25 protein-coding genes and 4 pseudogenes are annotated in these 25310 nt (G+C 67.9%); 14 read left to right on the top strand and 15 right to left on the bottom strand.

What is annotated here, in order from left to right:
- The first annotated feature begins 256 nt into the window (after positions 1-256).
- Entirely contained in the window at positions 257-799 is a 543-nt protein-coding gene (locus ACIBA9_RS04710) for a DUF4232 domain-containing protein (protein WP_399359852.1), read from the top strand.
- 279 nt (positions 800-1078) lie between these two features.
- Here the strand turns inward: ACIBA9_RS04710 and ACIBA9_RS04705 are convergent, their stop codons facing one another.
- Positions 1079-1549, bottom strand: coding sequence for a hypothetical protein (locus tag ACIBA9_RS04705; protein WP_399359851.1), 471 nt, complete (start codon positions 1547-1549; stop codon positions 1079-1081).
- 97 nt (positions 1550-1646) lie between these two features.
- On the opposite strand from ACIBA9_RS04705, the gene ACIBA9_RS04700 reads away from it, so the two are divergent.
- The gene (locus ACIBA9_RS04700; protein WP_399359850.1) at positions 1647-2012 is read left to right on the top strand and encodes a MerR family transcriptional regulator; all 366 of its coding nucleotides are present in this window, start codon (positions 1647-1649) and stop codon (positions 2010-2012) included.
- A 108-nt stretch (positions 2013-2120) separates the two neighbouring features.
- Here ACIBA9_RS04700 and ACIBA9_RS04695 read toward each other — a convergent pair whose 3' ends face one another.
- A complete protein-coding gene (locus tag ACIBA9_RS04695) occupies positions 2121-3419 on the bottom strand; it encodes a YbiU family protein (RefSeq protein WP_399359849.1) in 1299 nt (432 codons plus the stop codon).
- Between the two features lie 88 nt (positions 3420-3507).
- On the opposite strand from ACIBA9_RS04695, the gene ACIBA9_RS04690 reads away from it, so the two are divergent.
- The 5 genes from ACIBA9_RS04690 (at position 3508) to ACIBA9_RS04670 (ending at position 7471) form a co-directional block, all read left to right on the top strand.
- Positions 3508-4686 (top strand): ROK family protein, encoded by a 1179-nt coding sequence (locus ACIBA9_RS04690; protein WP_399359848.1) that lies wholly within the window; start codon positions 3508-3510, stop codon positions 4684-4686.
- 68 nt (positions 4687-4754) lie between these two features.
- Positions 4755-5627, top strand: coding sequence for a Cof-type HAD-IIB family hydrolase (locus ACIBA9_RS04685; protein WP_399359847.1), 873 nt, complete (start codon positions 4755-4757; stop codon positions 5625-5627).
- Between the two features lie 223 nt (positions 5628-5850).
- Positions 5851-5994, top strand: a complete 144-nt coding sequence (locus ACIBA9_RS04680) for a hypothetical protein (RefSeq protein ID WP_399359846.1) — start codon at positions 5851-5853, stop codon at positions 5992-5994.
- Positions 5995-6320: 326 nt separating this feature from the next.
- Entirely contained in the window at positions 6321-6641 is a 321-nt protein-coding gene (locus ACIBA9_RS04675) for a PadR family transcriptional regulator (protein WP_399359845.1), read from the top strand.
- On the top strand, positions 6638-7471 hold the full coding sequence (locus ACIBA9_RS04670) for a hypothetical protein (RefSeq protein ID WP_399360026.1): 834 nt from the start codon (positions 6638-6640) through the stop codon (positions 7469-7471). The genes ACIBA9_RS04675 and ACIBA9_RS04670 overlap by 4 nt, the downstream gene beginning before the upstream one ends.
- A 21-nt stretch (positions 7472-7492) precedes the next feature.
- Here ACIBA9_RS04670 and ACIBA9_RS04665 read toward each other — a convergent pair.
- Positions 7493-7903: pseudogene (locus ACIBA9_RS04665) on the bottom strand (transposase); the annotation flags it as partial.
- A 23-nt stretch (positions 7904-7926) separates the two neighbouring features.
- Positions 7927-8067 (bottom strand): winged helix-turn-helix domain-containing protein, encoded by a 141-nt coding sequence (locus ACIBA9_RS04660; protein WP_399359844.1) that lies wholly within the window; start codon positions 8065-8067, stop codon positions 7927-7929.
- 430 nt (positions 8068-8497) lie between these two features.
- Between ACIBA9_RS04660 and ACIBA9_RS04655 the strand changes: the two genes are divergently transcribed.
- The 3 genes from ACIBA9_RS04655 (at position 8498) to ACIBA9_RS04645 (ending at position 11605) form a co-directional block, all read left to right on the top strand.
- Positions 8498-8734: a hypothetical protein gene (locus tag ACIBA9_RS04655; protein WP_399359843.1), complete on the top strand. Its 237-nt coding sequence runs from the start codon at positions 8498-8500 to the stop codon at positions 8732-8734.
- A 326-nt stretch (positions 8735-9060) separates the two neighbouring features.
- Positions 9061-10416, top strand: a complete 1356-nt coding sequence (locus ACIBA9_RS04650) for a hypothetical protein (protein ID WP_399359842.1) — start codon at positions 9061-9063, stop codon at positions 10414-10416.
- A gap of 274 nt (positions 10417-10690) precedes the next feature.
- Entirely contained in the window at positions 10691-11605 is a 915-nt protein-coding gene (locus tag ACIBA9_RS04645; protein WP_399359841.1) for an SDR family NAD(P)-dependent oxidoreductase, read from the top strand.
- Positions 11606-12026: 421 nt separating this feature from the next.
- Here ACIBA9_RS04645 and ACIBA9_RS04640 read toward each other — a convergent pair whose 3' ends face one another.
- The 3 genes and pseudogenes from ACIBA9_RS04640 to ACIBA9_RS04630 all read right to left on the bottom strand — a co-directional run.
- Complete coding sequence (locus ACIBA9_RS04640; RefSeq protein ID WP_399359840.1) at positions 12027-13979, bottom strand: hypothetical protein; 1953 nt, start codon at positions 13977-13979, stop codon at positions 12027-12029.
- 225 nt (positions 13980-14204) lie between these two features.
- Complete coding sequence (locus tag ACIBA9_RS04635; protein ID WP_399359839.1) at positions 14205-14669, bottom strand: hypothetical protein; 465 nt, start codon at positions 14667-14669, stop codon at positions 14205-14207.
- A 239-nt stretch (positions 14670-14908) separates the two neighbouring features.
- Positions 14909-15255, bottom strand: a pseudogene (locus tag ACIBA9_RS04630) (carboxymuconolactone decarboxylase family protein); the annotation flags it as partial.
- 207 nt (positions 15256-15462) lie between these two features.
- On the opposite strand from ACIBA9_RS04630, the gene ACIBA9_RS04625 reads away from it, so the two are divergent.
- Together ACIBA9_RS04625 and ACIBA9_RS04620 are read left to right on the top strand one after the other, a co-directional pair.
- Positions 15463-15837: a hypothetical protein gene (locus ACIBA9_RS04625; RefSeq protein ID WP_362165650.1), complete on the top strand. Its 375-nt coding sequence runs from the start codon at positions 15463-15465 to the stop codon at positions 15835-15837.
- Between the two features lie 359 nt (positions 15838-16196).
- Positions 16197-16301: pseudogene (locus ACIBA9_RS04620) on the top strand (hypothetical protein); the annotation flags it as partial.
- 184 nt (positions 16302-16485) lie between these two features.
- Here the strand turns inward: ACIBA9_RS04620 and ACIBA9_RS04615 are convergent.
- The 7 genes from ACIBA9_RS04615 to ACIBA9_RS04585 all read right to left on the bottom strand — a co-directional run bounded on the left by ACIBA9_RS04615 (position 16486) and on the right by ACIBA9_RS04585 (position 20914).
- A complete protein-coding gene (locus ACIBA9_RS04615; protein ID WP_399359838.1) occupies positions 16486-17184 on the bottom strand; it encodes a DUF998 domain-containing protein in 699 nt (232 codons plus the stop codon).
- 614 nt (positions 17185-17798) lie between these two features.
- Positions 17799-18626, bottom strand: a complete 828-nt coding sequence (locus ACIBA9_RS04610) for a class I SAM-dependent methyltransferase (protein ID WP_399359837.1) — start codon at positions 18624-18626, stop codon at positions 17799-17801.
- A gap of 569 nt (positions 18627-19195) precedes the next feature.
- On the bottom strand, positions 19196-19528 hold the full coding sequence (locus ACIBA9_RS04605; RefSeq protein WP_399359836.1) for an NIPSNAP family protein: 333 nt from the start codon (positions 19526-19528) through the stop codon (positions 19196-19198).
- Positions 19529-19708: 180 nt separating this feature from the next.
- Positions 19709-19876: a hypothetical protein gene (locus ACIBA9_RS04600; protein ID WP_399359835.1), complete on the bottom strand. Its 168-nt coding sequence runs from the start codon at positions 19874-19876 to the stop codon at positions 19709-19711.
- A 101-nt stretch (positions 19877-19977) separates the two neighbouring features.
- A complete protein-coding gene (locus ACIBA9_RS04595; protein ID WP_393903456.1) occupies positions 19978-20268 on the bottom strand; it encodes a hypothetical protein in 291 nt (96 codons plus the stop codon).
- A 62-nt stretch (positions 20269-20330) separates the two neighbouring features.
- Entirely contained in the window at positions 20331-20525 is a 195-nt protein-coding gene (locus ACIBA9_RS04590; protein ID WP_399359834.1) for a zinc ribbon domain-containing protein, read from the bottom strand.
- 140 nt (positions 20526-20665) lie between these two features.
- On the bottom strand, positions 20666-20914 hold the full coding sequence (locus ACIBA9_RS04585) for a DUF6199 family natural product biosynthesis protein (RefSeq protein ID WP_399359833.1): 249 nt from the start codon (positions 20912-20914) through the stop codon (positions 20666-20668).
- A 502-nt stretch (positions 20915-21416) separates the two neighbouring features.
- Between ACIBA9_RS04585 and ACIBA9_RS04580 the strand changes: the two are divergent.
- Together ACIBA9_RS04580 and ACIBA9_RS04575 are read left to right on the top strand one after the other, a co-directional pair.
- Positions 21417-22003 (top strand): annotated as a pseudogene (locus ACIBA9_RS04580) (DNA polymerase III subunit alpha); the annotation flags it as partial.
- 368 nt (positions 22004-22371) lie between these two features.
- Entirely contained in the window at positions 22372-23622 is a 1251-nt protein-coding gene (locus tag ACIBA9_RS04575) for a PP2C family protein-serine/threonine phosphatase (protein WP_399359832.1), read from the top strand.
- Between the two features lie 171 nt (positions 23623-23793).
- Here the strand turns inward: ACIBA9_RS04575 and ACIBA9_RS04570 are convergent, their stop codons facing one another.
- Positions 23794-24453, bottom strand: a complete 660-nt coding sequence (locus tag ACIBA9_RS04570; RefSeq protein WP_399360015.1) for a GAF and ANTAR domain-containing protein — start codon at positions 24451-24453, stop codon at positions 23794-23796.
- Between the last annotated feature and the right edge of the window lie 857 nt (positions 24454-25310).

Raw genomic sequence — 25310 nt, 5'->3', positions numbered from 1 at the left:
AGTGGTCATGTCCTGAAGTGAGACGGCGGTCGGTGAATGTGTGGCGCTCCGAACTGGTCCCGCATGCCCCTCGCCGCACCGGGCCTGCCGCCGAACTATGGCTCCACGAGCACAACCCCAGACGGCGCCCCACCGTACGCGACGGAAAACGTTGTCCGGCGCAACGAACCACCGCCGGACAACGAGCGTCTACAGGTGCGTGAGTGCGCACTGACCTCGCGCACCGAGTCGTATTCGAGGGGAACCGAACACGTCCATGAAGACCACAATGACCACCGTGGCCCTTGCGGCGATCGTCGCCGCCGGCACCGCCGTCGCCGCCGTCCCGGCCTCGGCCGCCACCGCCAAGGCCGCGCCGACGCGTTGTCACACCGCCGACCTGAAAGCCGGCTTCGCCACCGGGGGCGACGCGAAGCCGGACATGGGGCGGACCGGGAAGCAGACGCAGGCGTTCATCTGGTTCACCAACAAGAGCAACCGCACCTGCACCCTGTCCGGCTTCGCCGGTGTCGACATGGTCGGCGCCCAGAGGACCGACGGCACCTGGTCCCTGATGCGCTCCGCCAAGAGGCCCACGAAGATCACCCTCGAACGGGGGGCCACGACGGACTTCAGCATCAACCTGCTCCCCGTCGCCAAGTCCACGCCGCAAAAGGAGAAGTTCGTCCCCGCGACGTTCCAGGTCACCCCGCCGAACGAGACCAAGCACTTCACCCTCAAGTGGCCATTCGGCGGCCAGATCCTGAAGCAGGACGCCGCCACCCACCCGGGCACCTACCTCAACCCGGTCGGACAGTAATCCCCCGCGACCGCGCGGTCAGGACTCCAGGAGGGCCCTGACCGCGCGGCGCACGGTGTCTGGCATCGCTGCCGTCGCTGCTCAATGCTCGGGCGCTCCCGGGCCGCCGCTCCTCCCCCGGCGCCGCGCCGGCCGGTGCCTGCTCGCTCTGTCCTGTCTCGGCGACCGCGTCACCGGAGCACGGTGCAGGACCGCTCGGTGTCCTAGGACCGCTCGGTGTCGTCGATCCAGGCGTTGAGTCCTCCGGGCCTGCTGTGAACCACATGGTGACTGAGCGCTTCAGTTGGCCGCTGAGCGTTCCGGCTGCCCGACCTTGCGCTCAAGGGTGGCGTAGCCGTGTCGGTTCAGCCGCCAGGGCACAAGCTGGACAATGCCCCACGCGACCTCGACGGTGAAGAACAGCCACAGTATCCGCGAAACGCCTTGGGTCAGTGCGTACGCCATCCACGCTGAGAAGAGCATGCGCGCGATGCCGTCGAACAGGCCGTGCACCGGCAGCGGCCGGACGATGCGCAGGGTGGCCCAGACGACCACGACCGAACCCATCAGATTCGCGTACAGGGTCTGCCACGGGTCGAGTTCGGGCAGGACGCCCCACCCGAGTGCGTGGCCCACTGAAGATATGGCGTCGTGCACCAGCGCGTACGTCCACGGTGTCATGAACCCCGCGGTGATCGCGAGGTCGTACCAGGCGCTCGCGCGTACGACACGAAGATAGGCGGGCCGTGCGGGGGTGGAGAGACGGATCATGATGAGGCTCCGGCTGGTTCGGGGTAAGCGACGCCTCACGCTAAACAGTGGAGTACGGTCCAAGGTCAAGTTCATTCATCCGAAGGGGGCGCTGGGTATGCTCATCGGGGAACTGGCTGCGCAGACGGGGATGTCCAGGGACACGCTTCGGTTCTACGAGAAGGTCGGCCTCCTCGCAGGTCGGCGACTGTCCAACGGCTATCGCGACTTCCCACCCGAGGCAGTGGCCTGGCTGCAGTACGTCCGCACCGCACAGACACTCGGCTTCTCTCTGGCGGAGATCGCGCGTACCGGCGAGGAACTGCGCAGGGCGCCGGACGTCGCGGAAGCGCTGTCCTCGCTGTTCGAGGAGAAGATTCGGCTAGTCGACGCACGCATGGCTGAACTCTCCGCGCTGCGCGCTGAACTTTCCGAGCGCGTCGGCACCGGATGCCCGTTGCGGGTATCCGGCCGCCCCGGATGAGGATGGAGCGCTGACATGGCGCACAGGCCGACCAGGCCCTCCGGACGGGACGCGCGGGGCCGGAAGCTGTGTCAGAACCCGTGATCCTTGACGTCTTGTGAAAGGCGGTCAGCTGAGATCCAGGCCGCGGCGTCCGGTGTCGTTGAGGGCGTCGAGCGGGAAGCGGTCGGGCCATGTGCGCTCGTAGTCCTCGGCGGGAAAATCGCTGGGGCTGGAACCGCTCATGAACGCCTCGCGGACCTGCGCGGCGTACCGCTCGTTACGGGCGCACCAGGGAGCGGCGGGGATGTACATGACGTTGCCCCAGCCTTTCTGGTTCTCCACGGGTGCCACGCTGTGGATCATGTCGCAGTGCCACCAGACCGAGTCTCCGGCATTGACGTCGCGGATGGGACTGAGGGCCCGGTACAGCGCCGGGTGCCACCTTTTGGTGACGGGGAAGACCTGGTTGGTGCGCACGCCGCACATCGAGTCCTCGGGCACGTCCGGGAGCAGAGGGCGTAGCAGGAGGTAGGCCATGATCTCGGGGATCGGGACGGTGTGGAGCACGCCCTGGTCCGCGTTCATGTCGGACAGGGCGGTCCAGCCCTGGAAGGTGCGGAAGGCGGAGCACATGGTCGAGCCGGGGTACTGCGCGCCGGTGGTGCGGTGGGCGGCGTCCCAAGGGTCGTATGACTCCACGGTGCCGTCGAAGACGTGCCGGAAGGCCTGCTGGTACTCCTCGGTCATCCACAGGTCGAGCGTGCCGGGGTCGCAGTGGGTCCCGAGGCCCGCGGAGTCGGCGCCCGGCGGGCGGCGGCGGATCCGGTCGGGGTAGAGCGCGTCACGGTCCGGGTCGAACCACTGGGTTCCGTCCTTCGAGGTGTGGCGCCACAGCGAGTTCAGGAATGCCTGGACCGTGGACATCCGCTCCGACTGGCGGGCCTGCATCTGGGCCGTGGACCAGTAGACGGGGTAGATCTCCGGTTTTGATCCGACGCTGCCGAAGAAGTCGTCCCCGGGGCCGGTGTACTTCTCGAAGAAGTTGTTGCGCTCGACGTAGTCGACGATGTCAGCGTCCCAGGCAAGGGCCTGCTCCCGGGGGAAGTGGCCGCGTACGACCAGGCAGCCGCGTCGAGTGAGCTTGGCGAGCTCCGCGGGCGTGACCGCGCCGGCCCGGATCACGTCGTAGTCGATGACAGGCCAGACCTCCTCACCGCTGGTGCGGTCCGCCTCGATCTCCCGGATGCGCTCCTCGACGCGGCGCTCGGCGGCGGCGAAGACCTCCGCGACGGTACGGCCCGATGCCTCGATCCGGGCCCGCAGAGCGGGCTTGATCGCGCGGATGGCGGCCCCGAGATCCTCCGGGGTCTCCTCCCAGTGCGGCAGAGGCGGAAGGGTGTGCTGCGGTTCAGTGGCGAGCGCCATCACTCGGCTCCTTTAGTGAGGACTCCTTACTAGAACTACGGTAGAACCCTGCCCGCGTTTAGGCAACAGTCCTTACTAGAATGTGCGCATGGCACCGCCGAAGCCCTCACTGGAAATGCTGCGCAGTCTGACCGACGAGAACGTTCTACGCATCCTGATGACCCACCCGCGGCTGACACGGGCGGAGATCGCCGCACACACCGGGATCTCCAAACCGACGATCTCCGACAGCGTCCAGCGTCTGGTCGACGCCGGGCTCGTCGCCGACACCGGGGACCGCACCGCCGGGCGGGGCCGCGTCGGCGCGTACTACGCCCTCGCTCCGGACACCGGCGCCGCGCTGGTGGTCGACATCACCCCGCACGGCGTGACCGCCGAGGCCGTCGACGTCCACGGCACGGTTCTGCAGCAGGTGCACAGCGCGCTCGAACGCCGAGACGGACCCGACCGTGTCGCCTCAGCCGACCGTGTCGCCTCAGCTGACCGTGTCGCCTCAGCTCTCGCGGAAGCCGCCGCCGCCATCAGCAGCAGCTCTCCGGGGCCTTTGCGTACCGCGGTGGTGAGTGCCGCCGACCCCGTCGACCGTGCCACCGGCCGGCTTGTCCACTTGCCCGACGCACCTTTCCTGGTGGGTGATCTCGATCCGCCTTCCGTCCTGGCCGCCCATGTCGGAGGACCTGTGCTGGTCGACAATGACGTCAACTGGGCCGCAAGCGCCGAGCGCGACCACGGGTGCGCAGCCGGCGTCGACGATTTCGTCTACCTCCATCTCGGCCGGGGCCTGGGCTGCGCCGTCGTCAGCGACGGCCAGGTGCGCCGCGGCCACCACGGCCTGGCCGGCGAGATCGCTCACCTGTACACCGTGGGCCCCGGCGGCGCCGCCATGCGGTTCACCGAGGTCTTCGCGGCCCTTGACCTGCGTCACCCGGACTCGACCGCCATCGACACCGACGCTCTCGTCTCCCGGCTGGCCGCGGCGGACGAGCAGGCAGAGAGTCTGCGTGCCGTGCTGGCCCGGGCGATCGGCGGGGTCCTGGCCGCGACGGTCGCTCTGACCGACCCCAGCATGATCGTCATCGGTGGGGAATGGGGCACGCGAGCGGGCATCACCACCGCCGTGGCCGAGGACTTCGGCCGGAGTCCGCGCCCCGTGCCGGTCACCACCGCCGTCCTCACGTCACCCGATCTGGACGGCGCCCGCACGAAGGCGGTGGAGGAACTGCGCACTCTCATCGTCCAGTCCGCCCATCCCGCCCCGCAGCAGTGACCGCCCGGGGCGCACGCTCCGACCACCGACCACCGACCACCGACCACCGACCAGCAGAAAGCGCACCCATGCCCTCCACCGCCGACCGCCCCAACCTGCCCGACGACATCCGCAGCCTGCCCGACGACATCCGGCTGATCGTCACCGATATGGACGGAACGCTGCTGGACGACGCCGGGAACCCACCGGCACAACTGCCCCAGCTGCTCGCGCAGTTGCGTCAACGCGGGATCCTGTTCAGCCCGGCCAGCGGCCGCCAATACGCCACCCTCGCCCGTCTCTTCGAAGGCTTCGACGACGGGATGGCCTACATCGCGGAGAACGGAACGCACGTCGTCCGCGACGGTCAGGAGATCGGCTCCGACCCCCTGGACCCGGCTGTCGCGGCCCGGCTCGTAAAGACCGCACGCCGTCTCGCGGACGACGGTGTCGACATAGGCGCCGTCGTCTGCGCCAAGAACTGCGCCTACACCGAGCGCACCGATGACGCCTTCCTCGCCGAAGTCGCCAAGTACTACGTCGCCCACCAGAACGTGGAGGACGCCACCACCGTCGAGGGCGAGATCAACAAGGTTGCCCTGTTCGACTTCGGCCCCGCAGCCCGCGCCACCGCCCCGGCGCTGGCCGAGTTCGCCGACACCCACCAGGTCGTCGTCTCCAGCGAACACTGGATCGACGTGATGAGCCGCACCGCCAACAAGGGCGCCGCCCTACGGCGCCTCCAGCACGACCTGGGCATCACTCCGTCGCAGACGCTGGTGTTCGGCGACTACCTCAACGACCTGGAAATGCTCGACGCCGCCGAGTGGTCCTTCGCCATGAGCAACGCACATCCCGACGTCCTTGAACGCGCTCGCCATGTGGCGCCCTCGAACAACGACAACGGTGTCCTGCGCACGATTGAGAGGCTGCTCCGTCTGAGTGCCGGACCCGGAGCGTGACGTAGACGGACCCGGCCGGCGAACCGCTCGTGCGGCTGCATACCCTTGCCCGCAGTAGCAGGCACGTCCTGCTACTGGCCTTGGCTGCGTGGTGTAGTCCGAGTGGCTGGCGGCGGCGTAGGCCCGAGGTCGGCCCGAAGCCCTTGGACGGCGAGACACCGTTGAACTCCCTGCGGGGCTGGCCGAGAAGCGGGCGTTCACCGGTCACCCAAAGTACGCCGAAGTGATCGAAGCTCTCGGCCGCGTCGGTTGCGCCTGGCAGCCTTACACGCCCCTGACCTTCAACAGTCAGCGTGCCATCCAGGCCACCCCCTCCGGCGTCGTCTTCGTCTTCGAAGTCCAGGAAGGGGAAGACCCCATCCTCTAAAGCAGCGGGCCGCCAGGATGTCCGGGTGGTCAGTGCTGAAGAGTGGATTCGAATCCGTCGCGGCCGCCCGGCTGGCCAGCCCCGCGCCGACCTCACGGCGGTAGCAGATCCAGCCCGTATCCCGAGCGGCATCGGCGGCAGTTCGAAGGGGTGATCTGGCGGTGCCGCACCGGCAGTCCGTGGCGATCTGCCGCTGGTCAGCGTTGACCCCGGGCGGCCAGGGCGCTGCCAGAGCTCATTCGCGTGCCCTGTCGCATTGATCTATTACTACGTACTACGTAGTATCGTATAACGTAGTAGTGGGGAGGAACGAAGGAGGTGCCCCGATGCCACGTCAACGGGACCGCGTCGGATGGGCCGAACCCGCACTGCTGATCCTGGCCAGCCTGGCGGACGGCCCCAAGCACGGCTACGCGATCACCAAGGACGTCGAGGAACAGACATCCATCAGGCTGGGACCGGGCACGCTGTATGCCGCCATCGCACGGCTGGAGGAACGCGGCCTGGTCGCGCCGCTGGACGAGGACGAACGACGGCGGCCCTACCGCATCACCGCGGAAGGCCAGACCGTGCTCGACGACAGACTCCGGGCGATGGCCCGCTTCGCACGCACCGGGTTGACCCGACTGGGGGTAGCAAACGCGTGATCGACATGGCAGCCCGGCTGGCTTTGCGGGCATACCCTCCCTCGTTTCGGGAGCGCTACGGTTGCGAACTTGAAGCGCTGGTCGAGGACACCGGCGCCCGCCCAAGCGTCGTCGCAGACCTCCTTATCGGCGCGCTGCGGGCATGGCTTCACCCCGTGATGCCCGATGAGTCCGCCGAGCGGCGCCGCCGCCGCATGCAGGCAAGCGTCGCCACCACCTGGGTCACCTGGTGCGCCGCACTGTATGCCCTGCCAGTAGTGAACTTCATCCTGTCCGAGGAACCTTGGCCGACTCCGGTCCTGGTGCGCCGATTGCTCGACGTTGCGCAGTACGCCATGTACGGCGCTGGGCTCATCCTGCTGGTTGGCGCCCTCGCGCTCCTTGCGGAAACCTCCAGAACCGGCAACTGGACCGCGTGGCGCCCGCTGGTGGCCCTCGTCCCGACGCTGCCCACTTGGCTGATCGCGCCGTTGCTCCTGACGTTCGCCTCCATCGAACCGCTCTCCTATTGGGTCGGAGCCTTGGGGGTGCTTGGGCCGGCGGCGTTCCTCATTACCGTGGCGGTGACGCCTGCTGTCGTCGTCACCCGGTGCCGACCATCTGCGAAAGTCTTGCGGTTGCTTGCCCTGTCCGGTGTTGCGGTGGCATTCGCCGTGACGACGACAGGCATCGCCTGCGGTGCGGCGTTGATCATGAATACCCCTGACGCGGCCCAACTGGTCACGATGCCCACCGTCGCCGCTTCTACAGCAGCCCTGGTCACCGCCGGTCGCGGAGCCAAGGCTGCGCTCCATAGGGAGCATCCGGTGGAGTTTGATGGTGATGTGTGAGTGACGCTGCGATGCTCCCGCTAAGGTGAGGCCGGTTTCGGTGAGGCATCCGTTGATGAGGTTGCCGCGGTACTGGATCTCCCGGAGACCGCGTCGAAGCGTGCTGATGAGGTGCTCGGGTTCGGTGAATGCGGTGTTGGCCTGACTACTGCGCCGCGGCAGGGACCAGATGCCCTCGACGGGGTTGAGGTCGGGTGCGTAGACCGGCAGGAAGTAGCAGGTGATCCAGTCGTGGGTGTCGATGAACTGCCGTAATCGGCGGTCCTTGTGGACGTTGAGATTGCCCCACACGAGCACGATGGGTGCGCCGAGCTGCTGGTGGGCGTCGATGAGCAGGTCGCGGTAGTCGGTCCAGGTGAAACTGCGGCTGCCGCCGCGCATCGAGAAGCCAGCTTCGTCTTCGAAGCACAGCCAGGCGTCGAGCGCCGGCATGGACCTTCCACCTGCGGCCACGCCTACTTCACCCAGCCGTTGACGGCTTCCTCGCCGCGCTCGGTGGCTCGGCGGCCCGGGGCCTGGTGGCTGAAGCCGTGCCGGTGCAGCATCCGCGCGATCTCCGACAGCGTCATGCTCTTGTGGAACTGACGCCCGATCACCGTCTTGATCCGCGCCAGCGTCCACGTCCGGTCCGGCCAGCCGTGCGCGACCGGCCCCTTGGCAAGCGCCCTGCTCGAGCACGGTGAACAGGACCCCCTAACCGCACCTGATGCACGTCACATTCATGGACTCCTCCGCCGCGAGCGGCCGGTCCAGCCCGCGACACGGGACGGCCGGGATGGTGGAGGCGTGCGCCCACCAGCGCTTCACGCCTGGTCGTCCCGTTGGCGGCCTCCGCGACGGCAAGAATGTCGCCGGGGAGGGAAGGCGATGGTGGGTGAAGACGATGTTCTGTGTGCGCCGTAAGGCTGCCGGGCGAGGCGGCTCGCCGTGGAACGCGAGCACCGCACGGCACTGCTCCGGACACCTACGTGCCACCGGGCGCGCCGCCCCCGCAACCCGACCCCGAGCGCAGACAGGAGGCCGCACGTGACCGCCATACCCCAGGGCCGCGACTGGACCCGGATGAAGCGCGCCGACTTCGACGACGCCGCTCCGCTCAACCTGGTCGACGCGGCCGTATGCCGACCGGTGCCCGCCGTGCCCGACGAGTGCGGCACCCAACCATTGTTCGGGAAGGACCCCAAGCCCCCACATCCCCACCGACGGCGCACGCTGGCCCCGGCACCCACCGAGGACTCCGAGAACACCGACACCTTGTTCTGAAGCGGGCACGTCGCGCCCGTGGGGTGCGGCCATGACCGACCCCGCCCGCACCCCGGCCGCCAGGCCAACCGACCCATCACCGTTCTCCGACACGGCCGGGACCCGGACGCCGCGGCCGCGGAACTCGGTATCGATCTACGCGCTGTGTGGCCAGGGCCCGTACCGAAACCCGACTGGACACCGCTACGGTATGCGTACAAGTCGGCACTTTAAGTGCTGATCTGTACGAACCGATTCAGGCGAGCAGTGGCAGGGCTTGGACCGTCTGCGATGGGCCGGAGCGGGTTTGGGCCGTGACGCACTGCCACAGCAGACAGGAGCGCAGGGTGGCGACAGAAGAACAAGCAGCGCAAGAGAGCGGCGTCCTTGAGGACGGCAGCCGGGCGACACCCCCGTCACAGGAGGAAGTCGCCAAGGCAGAGGCGGCCCGCACGGAGCTCGGCGCACGAGGCTATGACGTCTCGGTCAGAACGTTCTGGTGGGGCTTTGAGATCCACCTCAACGCTGAGGCGGCCGCTTTGGCGGGCGACATCGCGGAACTGATCGGCGACGTGGCGGGAGAGACGCTGCCCTCCCCGATGAACAAGATCGTTGAGGCGTACTGCAAGATCAAGGCATTGTGGATCAAGGAAGTTGGCAGCACTTACGGCTGCAAGCTGGTCTCCCCCTGGATCGCTCCGGGCATGCTCATCCCGATCAGTCTGAAGCCCAACGAGGACACCAACCTGTGGTGGACGGTGTACGAGACCCGGGAAGAGTGGAGCAAGGACGAGAAGTTCACCGCCCACCACAGTGCCGCGAACCCAGCGCTGGCCGAACACCAGGGCAAGCTGTACTGCGCCCACCGCGGCTCCCCGTCCGACTCCAGGCTCTGGTGGACGGTCTACGACCCGGACAAGGGATGGAGCGAGGACACTTTGTTCGGGGCCCATTCGAGCGAAGGCGGACCGGCACTGGCCTCCTTCGAAGGGCGCCTCCACTGCGTGCACCGAGGCAGCAACAACGACAAGCAACTGTGGCACACCACCTTTGACCCGGCCACGGGAAGGTGGAGCCCAGACAGCCGTCTCGACGCCCACTCCAGCTCCGTGGGCCCAGCCCTGGCGGTGTTCGGCGGCAAGCTTCACTGCGTCCACCGGGGCAGCGACTCCGCGCACCTGTGGCACACCACCTGGACCTCAACCACGGGGTGGTCCCGCGACGTCAAACTGAACGTCGGTACCTCGGCGAACCCCGCCCTGGCGGTCTACGACGGCAAACTCCACTGCGTGTATCGCGGCAACAACACCACCGCCCTGCAGCACATCAGCTACAGCACCAGTGCCGGATGGGGCACTGAGCGCCAACTGGCCGCCCACCACAGCTTGGAAGGGCCAGGCCTGGCCGTGTTCGACAACAAGCTGTACTGCATCCACCGCGGCCACGGCGGCGAAGACCAGAAACTGTGGTGGGCCACCTACACCACCAACGGCGGCTGGAGCACCGACAAGCAGTTCCCCGCCCACTCCAGCGGAGCCGGCCCCGCGGTGATCGCCTATCGGGACAGGTACGGGGACAAGAACCAGCTCCTCGTCGTCCACCGCGGCTACGGCAACCGCGCTGCCGGCACCGACACCGCCGAAGACGAAGCACGCCTCGCCGCAGAACAACGCGTATGGGCCGCCGAAACGGCCACATCCTGATCTGAGCCCAGGACAGTCCGGGAACCGCTGGCAACCGATACGCAGGCCCCGCTCGGAGGGCCAGGCAGCCGGGTTGTTGTCGGTGCCGACGGACATCGAGCACCTCGCATTCGAGAGCTGCATCGTAGCGAGGGGTAGGCGTGCGGCTGCGCATGAACGCGCGGCCGGTTCCGCCCTGTCGGACGGTTGTCGGTGATATGTCGGAGACCAGTGGCAGCGTGGGCGCCGGGTTGCTCCGCCGGGAGCCGCCGTAGCACCTCACGGGAGTTCCGCCATGTCTCAGATCCCTTCCGCCGCTGACCGCGTGTATCTGGTCACCGGCGGCAACGCAGGTATCGGGTATTTCACCGCCGAGCAGCTGGCCGGTACCGGGGCCACGGTGGTGCTGGGCAGCCGGAGTGCCGAGCGGGCCGAGGCGGCCATGGACGCGATCCGTGCGCGGGTGCCCGGTGCGCGGGTGCGTTCGGTGGGCCTGGACCTCGCCGACCTCGGCTCGCTGCGGAGAACCGCGGAGTCCCTGGAGGTAAAGCGCCTCGACGCGGTGGTCCACAACGCCGGCGTCCTCCGCGAAGGGCCGGAGCGGAGGGAGACACGGGACGGCAATGAGGTGCACTTCGGTACGAACCACCTCGGGCACTTCGCGCTCACCCACTGGCTGCTACCGCTGTTGGAGGCCGCGCCGAGCGCCCGCATCGTGACCGTCGGCAGCTTCGCCGCCAAGTCCGAGCGGCTCGACCTGGACGATCTGCAGTCCCGGGCCGACTATCGGGCCAAGCGCACCTACGGCCGGTCGAAGCTGGCCCAGATGTACTTCGGCCTGGAGCTCGACCGCCGGCTGCGGGCCGCGGGCAGCACGGTGTCGAGCGTGGTGGTCCATCCAGGCGGTGCGCTGGACTCGCTCACCCCGTCACGGCCGCCGGTCCATATCCGGAAGGCCGGGACGGCGCTGCGCGGGGCGGCCGCCGCACTTGTTCTCCAGGGCAAGCACGCGGGTGCCCGGCCCGCGGTCCGGGCGGTACTCGACCCCCGGATCGCCGGGGGTGAACTGTGGGGCCCGCGCGTCTTCGGACTGCGAGGTCGGCCGCACCGCGAACGGCTGTGGGCTCAGCTCGAGGACGCCGAAACGGCGCGTCGGCTGTGGGAGGCGAGCACGGAGCTGACCGGCGTCGCGCCTGCCGCCGCCAGCTGAAGCACTCAACTCACCAACTCAAGTGCTCAGTCGCGCCCGGACCGACACGGTCCGGGCTCGCTCACGTATCCGCTCGTGGGGAGGGAGACGTCATGCACGCGCACCGCGCTCAGCGCCGCCCGGCGCTGCCGACGGTATGTTCGATGGCTTCCCGCCGGACCGAGAACGGCTGCTGTGGGTGCGGCACGTGATGTGGTTGGCACGCACCGACCGCAAAATCGCGTCGATCACGCAGCGGCAGGCCGAGCAGGAGCGCGGCCGCCGTACGAAGCCGACCGCACCGGAGTGGATCGTCGAACCCGGCATCGGCGTCGACCGACCACCCGTCCAGGGAGGGGATCCGGGCAACGATCTCCCTCGCCCAGCGGTTGGCCACCGCCGCATCCGGCGACGACGGCGGTATCGGCGACGAACTCGGCAATCAACTCCGGGAGCGGCAGGCGGTTGCGCTGGTCGTTGCCGGGCGGGAGGGTACCGGGGTCAGGGGTGTGCAGACAGGTGTGGCGACTCCGATGAGTTCGACCAGACCGTCACCGCCGGTGGGCGGAGCGAGTTTGGACCAGTTGTCGGCAAGCCAGACGTTGCCGGACTGGTCTAGTTGGATGGCGGTGAGGTGCTGGATGGAGTTGCTGCGATAGCCATGGGGCGGCGTCAGCAGCGAGCCGGTGGAGGAGCCGGGTGGACAGGCGCTGGTGTTCACGCCGCACAGGACGGAGACGGAGGGGGCGCCGAAGCCGGCGACCCATACGCGGTCGGATCCGTCGATGGCAACGGACCATGGTCCGACGGCGGTTGGCAGTTTGAACACGCCTGTGATCTTGCCGCTCGGCCCGATTTCGGTGACCGAGTTGCTGACGAAGTCGGGCACCCAGACGTTGTTCTTGGAGTCGACGGCCAGGCCGAGGGGCCAGTCGAGTGAGTTGTCCTTGATCGGGGAGAACGAGGTCGGCTTGAAGTCGGGGCCGATCACGGTGACGCTTCCGCCGACGTGGCCCTTGGATACGCGTGTGTCCAGGAGCTTTGCCCCGTTGAGGCGGGCGTTGGTGACCCAGGCCCGGCCGTAGCCGTCGATCTGGATGGAGAACGGGTGGTCGAGGCCGCCGCCCTTGATGGTGATCGCCTTTGAGGGGTCCCCGTGCGGGTAGACAATTACGCTCCCCTGGCCGCGATTGCCTTTCAGACCGTAGAAGTTGGCGATCCAGATGTTGCCCTTCTGGTCGACTGCGGTGCCCTGGGGGTGGTTCAGGTCGCCGTTCTTGAATCCTGTGTCGGGTGACAGCGGCTTTCCGGTCGACGAGTACTTCGCCATGGCATCGCCGCCGTAGCTGGGCACCCATATGGAGCCGTCGTGGTCGATGGCGATGCCCCAGGCGCCCGCCTTCATGCCGCCGCCGCTGATGGGGCTGTTCAGCGTGGGGTTGCCCACCGGGTCCTGCACGGTGACGTAGGGGCTGGGGTTTCGTGTTCCGGGCAGCCAGTTGTTGGAGGCCCAGACGTTGCCCTTGGCGTCGATGGCCATCCGGCCGGGGGCGTAGACATCGGGTGGCGTGTAGTGCAGGGCCAGGACCCAGGCTTCCGGTGCCGCCGTCAGCGCAGGGGTGTAGGTGTGCGCTCGGCCGGCCAAGGCGTACAGCTTGCCGGTGGCCAGTCGCGGGTTGTGGGCCAGGTTGAGCACGGCTTGTGTCGTGTCGGCGGGAGTGGTCCCGTGCTGCGGTGTTGCCAGACCCAGCATGTCCTGGCACCGTCCGGTGTCCGCTCCCGGCGCGCAGAGGGAGACGAGGTTGGCCAGGGTGGCTAGGGTGGCCAGGGTCTCATTCTTGGTGCCATTGTTCTTGTCGGTGACGACCTTGCCGGGCCGTCCCGAGGCCGGGTCGGCGAGGTTGTAGGAGGTGGCCGCGGCGTTCTCCAGGCCGGGGCTGGGCCCGGTGATGCCGTGCTGGTCGGTGAACTGGGCCAGTGCGTAGGTGGCGGCGACCGTGGTGAATTCATTGACCGTGACAACGGATTCCCGGCGTTGTGGCACGCCGCCGCCGGGGCCGATTCCCACGATGGAACGCAGACGCAACGACCGGTCGCCGTGGGGCGCGGCGTCGACGTACAGCACCGAGCCCGCGGGCCGGGTGGACCGGATCTGGAAGGCTCCTTTGGCGTTGGTCGTGGCGCGGCCCAGCTTCCGGACGCCTAGGCGGTCTCCGGTGAAGAGAGTGACGTCGGCGTGAGGTAGTGGTTTTCCCGCGCTGGTGACTGTGCCGTGCAGCGTCGGCGGCGTGCTGGGGGGTGCGGCGGCAGGTAGTCCCATCAGGGCCAATGCCATGGTGGCCGATGCCGCCAGGACAGTGACCGGCCGGTGCCAGGAGAGCTTGGCCGGTGCCATGACGCGTGACGTGTGGGGCGCGGCTCCGCGGGGGCACTTCATAGGGGGAGGCACGATCGGGTCCTCTGGTGATGTCGGCATGATGCTGAGCCCTCGCGCGCGGACCGACCGCCCGACGCGACGCATTGAACGGTCTCACTGCGTGTTCGCGAGAGGGACGCCCTGTCGAGGCGGGGCGCTCGGAACGGCGGCGATGAGGGCACCGGGGTTCCGGCGCGGCCGGTCCTATGCTCTGCTGTTCTCCGCGCTTTCCGCGTTCTCGGGGTCACGCAACGTGAACCATCCGATCTTCCGGCCGGCCAGCCAGATCAGGCCCAGGTACAGGCCCGGGCCGACCTGTCGGAGCTCGTCGCGCACGCCCCCGAACACCAAGGACGTGTGGGAGTAGTCGATGACGATGCACTCCTGGTCGTCCAGGCGACTCGGGCCAGGCCCGACCGTGGCAACGATGGACAGGATGTCCAGCGCGGTGAGCCGGTTACTGAGGTAACCGTCCGGGCTGAAGACCTTGCCCCGCCACGCGGTCAGGTTCACCAGACTGGCGAGCAGCCTCGCTCCGGTCCGACCCGCCACGGGGAAGACCGCCAGACCCTCCGTCGGACCCCTGGGGATCTCACCAGCCGGGCTCTTGCGAAACAGCTCCTCAAGCCTTTGATCTTCGGAATTGAGCAGTTCAGCCTCTGTAGTCATCGCAGCCTTCCTCGCTCCGACGCCCCTGCGTATGGACCGGTCTGCGAGCACGGGTACGCCAGGCGCGCTCCGCGGTGATCCGCTGGACCCGCGTGTGATCCGCCGCTGTGTCCATCCTGGACCCCCGCGGCGGGGCTCACCACCGCGGCCGAGGGTCGAGGTCCGCGCAACGGTGCATGGAGGGCGCATGGAGGGCCCATTGCCGGGACGGAGCCAGGGCAGGCCTGGCGGAGCGCCTTCGCGGGCTTCCGGACGATGACGTTCGCGCGGTTGTAGGCGTTGATCAGCTCGATGATTCCTGCTCCGTCAGCTCCAATGCGGCCCGCTCGGCGTCACTGAACACGGTGGCCTCCCGCCAGGCGGCGACCAGATTCAGCCGGGTCTGCGTCTCCCCGTGGTGCGCGCCGCCCTTGGTGTGCATGTCGGTGCAGAACCCGCGCCCTTTGATCTGGCTGGCCCGGAGCTTCACCAGCTCCTGCGTGGCCGCGGGCAACGCGGACTCCGCGAGCACCCTCCCGGCGGCGTTGAAGTGCTTGAAGAGCTTGGCGGCGACGAGATCGGTGTGGAGATCGAGCCGAGCGTTCATGGTGTGCTCGCCGGTGGTTGACTGCGTGCACCTCCTTGAGGCGGGGACGGCGAGGATGACACACGGCGGCGTGTGACCCGTAGCACTCCCGCTGCTGCATTGGCACCACGCTCGTCACCGGGACGTGGGACCGGCTCCCCGCCCGCCAGGACGGCCGCCGCAGAGCGTGTGAGGCTCACGTCAGGCCCCACCCACCAGGAGGACCCCTTGACGAACCGCACCGCATACCGCCTGCTCGGCGCTGCCGCGGCGCTGGCCACGGGCGCCACGGCCCTGCTCGGCACCGGCGCCGGCACCGCCGCCGCATCCTCACGAGCCCACTGCGACCGCGCCGAGCGCCCGATATGGAGCGAGGGCCCCAGCCGCAACGTCACCGCCCGCGCTTGCGACGTCCCGGACCAGAAGCACCGCTGGTACGTCATCGACGTCGACACCCTCGTCCAGCCGCGCCACAGGAACGACTACCTGGAGGAGTCCCTGGCCGGCACCAGCACCCTCCACGACAAGACCATGAGATGCCTCGGCTACACCAAGGACGGCCACGTGGTGAACTGGTTCGGCTGCGTACCGGACCTGTCCTGACCCCGGCCCCGTCCGCCGCGGGCAGGCGCTGCGTGACGGGGGCGGCCGCAGTCTGTTGCACACCCTGCAACCATTCCGGTGCTCAGCGAACCGGCCACTGCCCTGGCGGCAGGCTGGCGGCGTTGCGTTCGTGCGGGATGGTGCGGCTCGCTGAAGTTGGCTCTGTCCACAGTCGCGTGAATCCCCAGGTCAACAGAGTGAGCGAGGGATCGTTTCGGCAGAGTATGTGCCGGCATGTCGAGCAAGACGGGCGAGGCTGTGCTGTTTCCCGGGATCGATGTGCGGGTGGAACGCGTCAGTGACTCCACCGACGTCCTTGTGGTGGAGGCGGTGTCCACCGCTCGGCCGGCCGGTGCCCGAACTGCCGCAAGCAGGACCGCCGCGTGCACAGCACGTACCAACGCACTCTGCATGAATCGCCGTTGGCGTCTCGCAGGGTCATGGTCCGGCTGCGGGTCCGCCGGTACTTCTGTGACCGGAAGAGCTGTTCCCGCAAGACATTCGTCGAGCAGGTGCCGGGCCTGTCCGAGCGGCACCGCCCCTCCAGCACCGGCCTGACAGGCTGGCTGCGGTCGTTCGCGATCGAACTCGGCGGCCGTCCGACCGCACGAAGCAGCATCAGCCGTGAGAGGCCTGCACGCCATGTCTTTACGGCGGCGCATCCTGCATCCGCATGCGAGTCGCCTGGTGGAACAGGCCACGGACTCCGGTTACCAATGCCCATACCAAGAGGGGAAATACCGCTACCCGCTCCATGCCACCCATCCCGAGTCCGAGATAGCGGTGGGAGAGGAAGAGCCCAAAGGCTATGAGCGCCGTTACCCCTAGCAGGCTGGTCGCCCAGCGCAGCGGACCCGGGACATCGTCCGCCAGTCCAACGCCCGCTAGCACAAGACCGATGTTACCCATTGCCATGATAAGCAGCGCACCCAGGACATGCTGGTTCTCGTGGACGTCCGCAGGCGCCAACCCGGCGATCACGAATCCCATGCCGGCGCAGGCCAGCAGCCACCGGGCCACGAGCGGGCTCGCGCCTCTGCGCCACACAGCGCCGGTGAAGAAGACACCGACGGCGAGGAGCGTCCCCAAAGTGATGAACGAAACGTTCATCAGGCCGTGTTCGGGCGAGCAGATATAGCGGGGTTCGGGTTCCGGCTGCATGGCGCAGTGCGCGTTACCTAAGTCGCTGATGTTGTTCCGCGCCCAACTATATGGTCTGGCCCAAGCCGATTCGGCGATTACGTGAGCCACAAAGAACTGCGCCACACCTGCAACCCACGCGGCGTATCCGATCCGAGACTTCACATCCACCTCTCTCGCACAGTTCACGTGCGAACAGGGGATCATGCACGGCTGGCCTCAGGCACTCCTACAAGCCCCCGGGCACGAGGTAGGGCAGACCCCACATCCAGCCACGTCTCGGGGCCTCACGAAACTGCGGACAGAGCCCTGAAGTTCCCCATGCGTTCGGGGCCAGGCGGGCCTGCTTGCCAATTCCCCAGCACGAGTTTGCTGACCTGCGGGCGAGTGCTGATGATGGGCGGCTCGCTGTCCGTGGCCCTTGGCAGCACCGTTGGTGTTCTGCGGTGGCGTCGGCGGGGAGGCTGACGATCACAGTGGTGAGACGGACGATGCCCTCCAGCAGGCGCTAGAGAGAGCACCGGCGGAGTCACAGCCGGATGAGCCTGCCGGTCATCAGGGTGACGAGGGTGGGGACGGCCCAGACGTGGGTGATCTGGGGTTGCATCAGGCGCACAGACGCCAAAGGAGTTTACGGTCGGCGGTGCTGGGGGGCTGACGGTGATCATTACGGGCAGGCCGAGGGTGTCGACGGCGATGTGTCTTTCGCGAACTCTCTCAGCTCGACGACCGCCGGCATCGGGCTACGACCATCAACCTCGGGATCCCGACCTTCCGCGAGATCGCGGGCCGCATCTCGTAGTGCGGAAAAGGTCACTGCCTCACTTGGCACGCCGTCCGACACGCAGGACGCTCAGATAACGGCGTGGCACTTGGTCGCCCATTCGCGTGCGGATGCGCTCGGCGATGGCGTCGAGCAGAGGCTCACGGAGATCCGGGTCCAGCCTGCGATACAGGGACAATGAGCGAAGGTGATCGGCGAAACCGTCCCCGTTGAACCACTGAACGGTTGCATACCACCGCACGATCGTCGGACCGAACAAGCCTCCGGGATCGTCGACCAGGCCCCAACCCTCGTTGGTGGTGCGCACCTCGTCCTCCAGCGGTGGATGACCCCAGCCGGGGTTCCCGGGGCAGAACCGCTCGTGCAGATCGGCGGTCTCTGCGTACACCTCCGGTTCTCCCGGCCGGCGGACAACGACGTGACCGAGCAGCGCCATCCAACCTCCGGGAGAAAGTACGTCGTGCGCTCGCTGCCAGCCGGTCGACGGGTCGACCCAGTGCCACGATGACGCAGCCACGAGAACATCGAAGCGTCGACCGCGGTCGTCCCACTCCTCGAACGTCGACCTCTCGACATCGACGTTGCGGAAGGAGGCGAGCCGCCGGCGAGCGAGTGCGGCCATGTCCGCGCCCGGCTCGACGGCAGTCACTGAACATCCGAGCGCTACCAGCGAACGCGTCGCCTGACCGGTACCGCAGCCCACCTCCAGCACCGACGACCCTTCGTCCAAGCCGGTGATGGCAACAAGGTCCGCGAACAGGTCCTCGGGATATCCCGGCCGAACCCGGTCGTAGAGCTCCGGCACCTCGTTGAACACTCGGCCCAGGTCGTGGCGATTCGGAGGCCTCTTCTGATCATCGGTCACGAGCGCACAAGCTATTGGGCTTGTCCACGAAGACGCCAATCGTTTACCAGCAGCCGCCGAAACGCCATCGACGGTAGGACAGAGAGGGTTCAATCAGCGCCCACTCCCGGATCGTGGTGTCGGACGGGTAGCGGCGCCGGCCGGCAGTCGACGGCGACGGCATCGGTGAAGGCCTTCGGAGAGCTACTCGGCAGTGGGCGAGGGTGGCGCGGACGCCGGTGAGGTGAGCGGAGGCGAGTTGGGCCCACTCGTCGTCGGGGAAGCGCGCCGCGTGAGACGGATGGCCGCGACCAGCTGTCGGGTCTGCACCACCGCGGATCGGGCTCGACGCCGACCAGGTCGCCGTAGTACATGCTCAGCGGCTGGGCGTGGCCACGGATGCGAGGGCGGCCGGGCAGCATCTCACTCGCTCCGAAGGAGCTGGGCGAGCTGCTCCTCCAGAGTGAAGCTGCCGGTGTCGAGCGCGGCCTGCAGCCGGTCGGCGGGATCTCCGGTTTGGGCCGACGGGTCCGCTGTGCTCCCCCGCCTGACGGTCCTTCCGGCTGCGCCTGCAGAACCGTCGAGGCCCGCTAGCGTGGGCCTGGCCGGCTGGGAGGGGTGGGGAGTAGCGGGCGCATGAAGGTTCGTTCGTAGCGCAGTACGCAGCCACTCTCATCCCTGATGTGGTCTGCTTCGATGAACTCGGGGTCCTTACCGAAGAGCGCTCGATACTCCTCGTACGCGGCAAGGCTGGGGAAGCTGAACAAAGCGATTGCCTTGTCGCTGGCGCCCTCTGCGGGCAGGAAGTAACCGTGGTGCGTGCCACCGTGCAGGTCAACCAGCTCCATCCAGCGGCGCCCGAACCTCTCGAACGGCTCGATCTTCGCCGGATCGATCACGTACTCCACCACACAAGTAATCATTCTTCGAGGCTAACGCCGTTAGACGCTCCGTCCGCCGCGCTTTCCCGCCCGACAGTCCCCCTGCCAGGTCTTCAGCCCTATGGAACCTGTCGGGAAGGGCCAGTTACAAGGAGGGCTGTGCGGTTCATGGGTCTGCCTTTCTTCCGGTGACGGCCTGTCACCGGAAGAAAGGCAGGGGGGTCAGCGTCTGCGGGCCCAGCCGGCGCCCACTCCGGCCACATGCAAAGCCAGAGCCGTCAGCCCCAGCAACATGACGTTCGTCGACGAGAACGCAGCATTGGTACTGATGTCGGCCGCGTTGATCAGAAACGCAACGAAGAACAGCACCGCCGCGACTATGCCAAGCATCACGAGCTCCTCTCACAAGGGGATGAAGCCCGTATGCCCGGCCACCGCCATTGCAGACGCCGGGAAGAGCGGGGATGTTCGGGCCGTGCCCCAGCGGTAAGTCAGGCATGCGCGTGGCGTGACCCGGTCGGCCGTCGTGGTGCGGCGTGGTGCGCAGGAACGGCCGCGCGTGCTGCCAGGCGCTGGAGCCACAGGGACGCCGTGAGGAGGAGGCCGGTGAAGATGGCCAGGAGGAGGGCGGACACCCACATCTGCCGGCCACCGGGAGACTGCCAGCCCGTCCACGCTGTTGATGCCGCCCACACCAGGGCGCCCACGGCGTAGAAGGCGCGGACCCGGCGTAGCTGCCGGACGGCCCGCAGGGACATGACGCGATCAGTCTTGGATGCCATGCCGGCCCGTGTACCCCCACATACGCCGTTCGGCAGACGCAGTTCGCCTTTTGCTGTTCCGCTCAGCTTTGCTCCTTCTGCCGGGTGCGGTCCTCGAAGTCGCGTCGCACCGCCCCACCTTGGTCTTCGACCAGCCCTGCATCATCCGGAAGGTCCAGGACGGCGCCGCAATGGTTGCACAGCTTCCCGTCCTCGGCGGGCGTGCCACAGGCCTTGCAGAACCGGTTGCCGTGGTCGTTCTCGCTCTTATGCGTCATGACTCTCCTTACTTGCGGCGTGCGGACCAGTTGGCTGTCAGTAGACAAGACCACAGCAGGACCAGGACGGCCGCTATCACGATGCGACTCACGCTGTCCTTGTCCAGCGTTGGGGGCCCGCCTGTGCGCCTGGCCCTGGATCAGATCTGCTGGATCAGCATCCAAGTGGCGACTGCCAGGATTAGCACCCCAGTCACCCGCTGCATGGCATACCCCTTGCTGGTGGGCTCGGTCCCCTCAGGGTTTTTCACCCAGCCCCGCTGCATACGGCTGTTCAGCCGCCACAGCAGCTGAGGCCGGATGACCTGGACCAAGCCCATGATCAGGAACAGACACAGGAACACGATCAGCACAGGGCTGGAGTCACCGCTTTCCGAGGCGGTACGCACTATCGCACGGTGATCCATGAAAACCGGATGCCCTGACGCCCCCACTGCAAACGGCAGCACACATGCAGGACACATTCCAGCCCCGTGTGCTTGATCCCGGCCTCCCGGTGCCGGGTCTGCAGTCCGGTCGCAAAGGACCGGTGGCAGGCGGAAGCAGCCCTGTTTGTCGGCAAGTCCGGCAAGCACCACTCGTTGCCCCGCCGGGAAGGCAGATGGCGATGGAAGCGAAGAAGCTCCGCCCGAGTCATTGGGAAGCCGTGGACGCGGTAGCCCCGGTGCTCGATTTGGCTTCTGAAGGACCGACAGGTTCCAGCCCTCGTGGCAGATCAGCAGGACGGCGGCCGCGGCCTTGTCGCTCACCGACGGGAACAGCTGGGTGACGGCCGGCGGCAGGCTTCAGGGCACCCAGTCAGCGGCGGCATTCCACCTGCGCCCAGTTGCGGACGGCCCCCGCTCGGGACCCGCAGAGGTCCCCGTTCCGGGCGAGGTGTTCGAGCAGATGGGCCAGCCCTACGCCGGCCTGCAGGATCTGTGGCTGCGTGGCCGCCCGTCCCTGCCGCTCGTCCAGCGCCTGATCCGCATCGGCGCTCTCGACGCCCTCTCCCCCGGCCTGGTCCGGCGAATGCTGCTCCTGCAGGCCACCGAACTGCACTGGCAGTCCCGCAACCGCACCGCCACCGACGGGCAGCTGCCGCTGGGCGGCGAGCCGATGACCGCCGGACCGAGGGGGCTGCCGGAAATGCCCAGCCGCGACAGGCTCGGCGCTGGCGCCGATCCCGTCCGGTAGGCGGATCATCTTCTGCACGCTGGAGGACGGGCCCAGCCTGGTCGGCATCGCGTTCTTCGAGGACTTCCACGAGCATGTGGCACACGCCGCGTTCCACTCCGGGCTGCTGCTGGTACGCGGCACCGTCGAGGCGCACGGTCCGCGTCGCACCGCCGTCGGCGAGGTGACCTCGAATCTGGACGAGGCGGCCGCCGCCCGCCGCGACCACGACCCCGGACGCCCTCGACGTGCTCGGCCGCACCGGCCCAGCCGGCGTGCTGCAGCGAACGCTCGCCGAGGGCACGGCCGGTGGCCACCTGCACCGTACGCCGACCGAAGCCGGCAGGTCCCGAATTCGGATGAGACAGGAACAAGCCACGTCCCGCCCCACTTGTCACCCGGCCGAGCACAAAGGCCCGACCACACCCCCGCTATCTCTTCCCCACCGCAATCCCACGCCTCAGGAGTCCGCCTATATTCAGGCAATACAGATTAAAATGCCGCCTAAGAACCTGCCTGCGATCCGCATTGCGCCCCTTAGGGTGATTCGCTCAGAGATGTGAGGCTCTCTGGGTGCTGGACCAGGTCCCTGCGCGCCATGATCGTTGGTGCGCACGCTTCTGGGGCGAGATGTCCATGGACGCCTCACAACGGTGATCGACAAGCGGCCGGAGGCCATGAGAGGGCGGTCGTGACAGAAGGTGAGCCACGACCGGGAAGCGGCAGGGTGGACCGGTCTGAGGGGTTCGGGGAGCGGCTGCTGGGGCTGCTGCTGGACCGGGCGCACGAGATGCCGCCACAGTTGATCGCTCCGATGATCGCGGAGGAAGTGGCCAGGATCGGTGGCCGCGATGTCTCGGTCCTTTTGCAGGACTATGCGCAGGAGTTGCTGGTGCCGTTGCCGGGCCGGGGACTGGTGGTCGGTGAGCCCGCATTGATCACCGACTCCCCGGCGGGTACGGCGTTCCTGCGTGCCACTGCTGTCGAGGTCCCGCAGCCCGACGGGGTACGGATGTACCTGCCGTTGCTGGACGGCAGCGACGAGGTGGGCGTGATGGCTCTTACTCTGGCGAGCGTCGACGATGACGACCGGCGGCTGCTGCGCAGGCTTGCCGGTCTGGTCGCCGAGATCGTGGTCACCAAGCACGATTACACCGACCGGTTCTTCCAGGCCCGACGCCGTGAGCCGATGAGTGTGGCCGCGGAGATGCAGTGGTCGCTGCTGCCGCCGCTGACGATGTCGGTGCCGCAGGTCGCGGTGTCCGGGGCCGTCGAGCCCGCCTACAGCATCGCCGGCGACAGCTTCGACTATGCCCTCAACGACGACATCCTCCATGTGGCCGTGTTCGATGCGATGGGCCACGGTCTGGACGCCGCCACGATGGCGACCGTCGCGGTCGGCGCCTACCGGCATGCCAGACGCGCGGGCATCACCCTGGCCGAGAAGTACGCGTTCATGGACCGGGCCATCGCCCAGCAGTTCGGGCCCGATCACTTCGTCACCGCGCAGTTGATGGACCTGGACACCACCACCGGCCGCCTGCAGTTGGTCAACGCCGGCCATCCCGCGCCGCTATTGATCCGCAATCATGAGGTCGCCCGGCAGTTGGAGGGCCCCACCACACTCCCCATCGGGCTGGGCGGTGAACACCCCATGATCAGCGAGCACCACCTGCAGCGCGGTGACCGGGTGCTGTGCTACACCGACGGGGTGATCGAGGAGCGGGATGCCGAGGGAGAGCTGTTTGGTGAACAACGGCTCATCCGCTGTGTCAACGCAGTCGAGCGCGTACGCGCTGAAGAAGGGATCCGGGCGGGCGCACTGTGGCTTTCCCACACCTTGAAGCGGGAACGTGGCGGGCACACCAGCGATGACGCCACCGTCCTTCTGATCGAGTGGCGCGGGGCGCCGCCGACCTCACCATCCTGGAATGACAGCTGACCTGCGGTTCGATGAGTTCGATTCCACCAGGCCCGCTGCGCCAGCAGTGTCAGTGTCTGTTCGTACTGTCGGCGGTAGGACATGGCCGAGCAGCAGCGTGTGTCTCGGGGGCTGGCTCCGTGGCGTTCCCCGTGCGGCCCGCGAGCTGGAGAAGCCGTTCCTGGCCGTAGGTCAGGGTGTTCCTTGTTCGCAGATGAGGCGGGCGACCTCGCGGAGTTTGATGTTCTTCTCCTGGGAGTAGCGACGCAGGACATCGAAGGCTTGGTCTTCGGTGAGGTGGCGGGCGCCCATGAGGATGCCCATGGCTTCGCCGATGGTGTGGCGGGTGGCGACGGCCTCCTCCATCTGGGCGTGAGTGCGGGCGCTGGAGAAGGCGACCGCGGCGTGGGAGGCAAGCAGCAGGCCGGCCATCTCGCTGGTGGCGGTGAACGCGCCGGGTTCGCTGGAGTAGAGGTTCAGAGCGCCGAGGTTCTCGTCCTCGGTGAACAGCAGGAAGCCCATCATGCTGCCCACCCCGAGCTCGCGGGCCTGGCGGGCATAGGCGGGCCAGCGGTCCTGCTCGGCGGTGAGGTCGGCGATGCGCAAGACCCGGTCCCCGTGCGGGCTGTGGGCGACGTCGAAGCACGGTCCTTCCCCCAGGCGTTCCTGAAGCCGGTCGCTGTCGATGACCAGCTGATGCGTGGGGGCGAGGGTCTTCACCTTCCTCCCGTGCAGCACGAGGATTCCGCTCGCCTCACAGCCGTCGACCAGCTCGGTGGCCGAAGCGCTGATCCGCTCCAGTGTGGCGGCCACCGAATCCTGCGTCAGCAGATCCCGCGCCATCGATGCCATCTGCTGCGCGAACCGACCCCAATCCGCCACCCTGTTCTCCCTCTCTCGTCTCGCCTGGACCGGCCTCCTACCGAGCCTTCCACAAAACAGCGCCCTGACACGGAAGGAGATTCAGGCCATGACGCGCCGGTGGCTGCCAGGGGCGCGAGCGATGACGAGCAGCGCGCGGGCGTGGGTGGTGAGGAAGCCCCACTTCCCGGCCGGCTCGTCCACGATCCGCACCGTCCCTTCGAGTACGTGATCCTGGCCGCGCTGCCGGAGCGAGCCAACCCGATCGAGGAGTGGCCGGACCCCGCGCCGCAGTGCGTGTCCTATCAGGATGGTCCGTTCGTGGGCCCCAGTCGGCGGCGCCCCGTCCGGCGGGCCGTGCGTGTCAAGAGCGTGCAGCGGGTGCCGCGCCCTCTCGGCCAGACCAGGGCCAGCTGCTGCTCTCGCAACTTCGCGTGCTTGTTCGACAAGGCGATCGTGCTGCTGCTCCACGGCGGCCTATGGCCCTGCGAGGTACTCGGTCTACACCTGGACGACCTGGCCTGCGGGTGGCGGCGTGTCGTGGGTCCGGCACCGTGTCGATCATCCCAAGGGCGTCCGGTCCTAGTCCCCGAAGTCCTCGGCCAACGCAGGTCGACCCTAATCGGCTGGACGCTGGGCGGCGCCGTAGCCCAGCACATCACCCGGGCGCTGCCCGACCGGGTCCGTAGGCTGGTCGTGGCCGCCGCGAACCCCGGCGGCACGGTGCCCGGCGCCCCGGACCCGAACCCGAAGGTGCGGGCCACCATGGCCAAGCCCGAGGTCAGAGGGGACGGCCTGGTATTCATCTTCTTCCCGGGGGCGGACACCGGGCACGCCTTCCTCTTCCA

The sequence above is a fragment of the Streptomyces sp. NPDC051452 genome (assembly GCF_044454765.1).
Taxonomy (GTDB): Bacteria; Actinomycetota; Actinomycetes; order Streptomycetales; family Streptomycetaceae; genus Streptomyces.
This window is presented reverse-complemented; position numbering and strand designations above follow the sequence as displayed.

What these genes read in the sequence shown, in the direction of transcription:
- ACIBA9_RS04635 (WP_399359839.1), bottom strand. Translation starts at nt 14,669, where the DNA reads ATGACTACAGAGGCTGAACTGCTCAATTCCGAAGATCAAAGGCTTGAG.
- ACIBA9_RS04600 (WP_399359835.1), bottom strand. Translation starts at nt 19,876, where the DNA reads ATGCTTGGCATAGTCGCGGCGGTGCTGTTCTTCGTTGCGTTTCTGATC.
- ACIBA9_RS04595 (WP_393903456.1), bottom strand. Translation starts at nt 20,268, where the DNA reads ATGGCATCCAAGACTGATCGCGTCATGTCCCTGCGGGCCGTCCGGCAG.
- ACIBA9_RS04675 (WP_399359845.1), top strand. Translation starts at nt 6,321, where the DNA reads ATGCCACGTCAACGGGACCGCGTCGGATGGGCCGAACCCGCACTGCTG.
- ACIBA9_RS04710 (WP_399359852.1), top strand. Translation starts at nt 257, where the DNA reads ATGAAGACCACAATGACCACCGTGGCCCTTGCGGCGATCGTCGCCGCC.
- ACIBA9_RS04605 (WP_399359836.1), bottom strand. Translation starts at nt 19,528, where the DNA reads ATGATTACTTGTGTGGTGGAGTACGTGATCGATCCGGCGAAGATCGAG.
- ACIBA9_RS04690 (WP_399359848.1), top strand. Translation starts at nt 3,508, where the DNA reads ATGGCACCGCCGAAGCCCTCACTGGAAATGCTGCGCAGTCTGACCGAC.
- ACIBA9_RS04705 (WP_399359851.1), bottom strand. Translation starts at nt 1,549, where the DNA reads ATGATCCGTCTCTCCACCCCCGCACGGCCCGCCTATCTTCGTGTCGTA.
- ACIBA9_RS04700 (WP_399359850.1), top strand. Translation starts at nt 1,647, where the DNA reads ATGCTCATCGGGGAACTGGCTGCGCAGACGGGGATGTCCAGGGACACG.
- ACIBA9_RS04590 (WP_399359834.1), bottom strand. Translation starts at nt 20,525, where the DNA reads ATGACGCATAAGAGCGAGAACGACCACGGCAACCGGTTCTGCAAGGCC.
- ACIBA9_RS04640 (WP_399359840.1), bottom strand. Translation starts at nt 13,979, where the DNA reads ATGGCACCGGCCAAGCTCTCCTGGCACCGGCCGGTCACTGTCCTGGCG.
- ACIBA9_RS04645 (WP_399359841.1), top strand. Translation starts at nt 10,691, where the DNA reads ATGTCTCAGATCCCTTCCGCCGCTGACCGCGTGTATCTGGTCACCGGC.
- ACIBA9_RS04695 (WP_399359849.1), bottom strand. Translation starts at nt 3,419, where the DNA reads ATGGCGCTCGCCACTGAACCGCAGCACACCCTTCCGCCTCTGCCGCAC.
- ACIBA9_RS04570 (WP_399360015.1), bottom strand. Translation starts at nt 24,453, where the DNA reads ATGGCATCGATGGCGCGGGATCTGCTGACGCAGGATTCGGTGGCCGCC.
- ACIBA9_RS04685 (WP_399359847.1), top strand. Translation starts at nt 4,755, where the DNA reads ATGCCCTCCACCGCCGACCGCCCCAACCTGCCCGACGACATCCGCAGC.
- ACIBA9_RS04615 (WP_399359838.1), bottom strand. Translation starts at nt 17,184, where the DNA reads ATGATCCCCTGTTCGCACGTGAACTGTGCGAGAGAGGTGGATGTGAAG.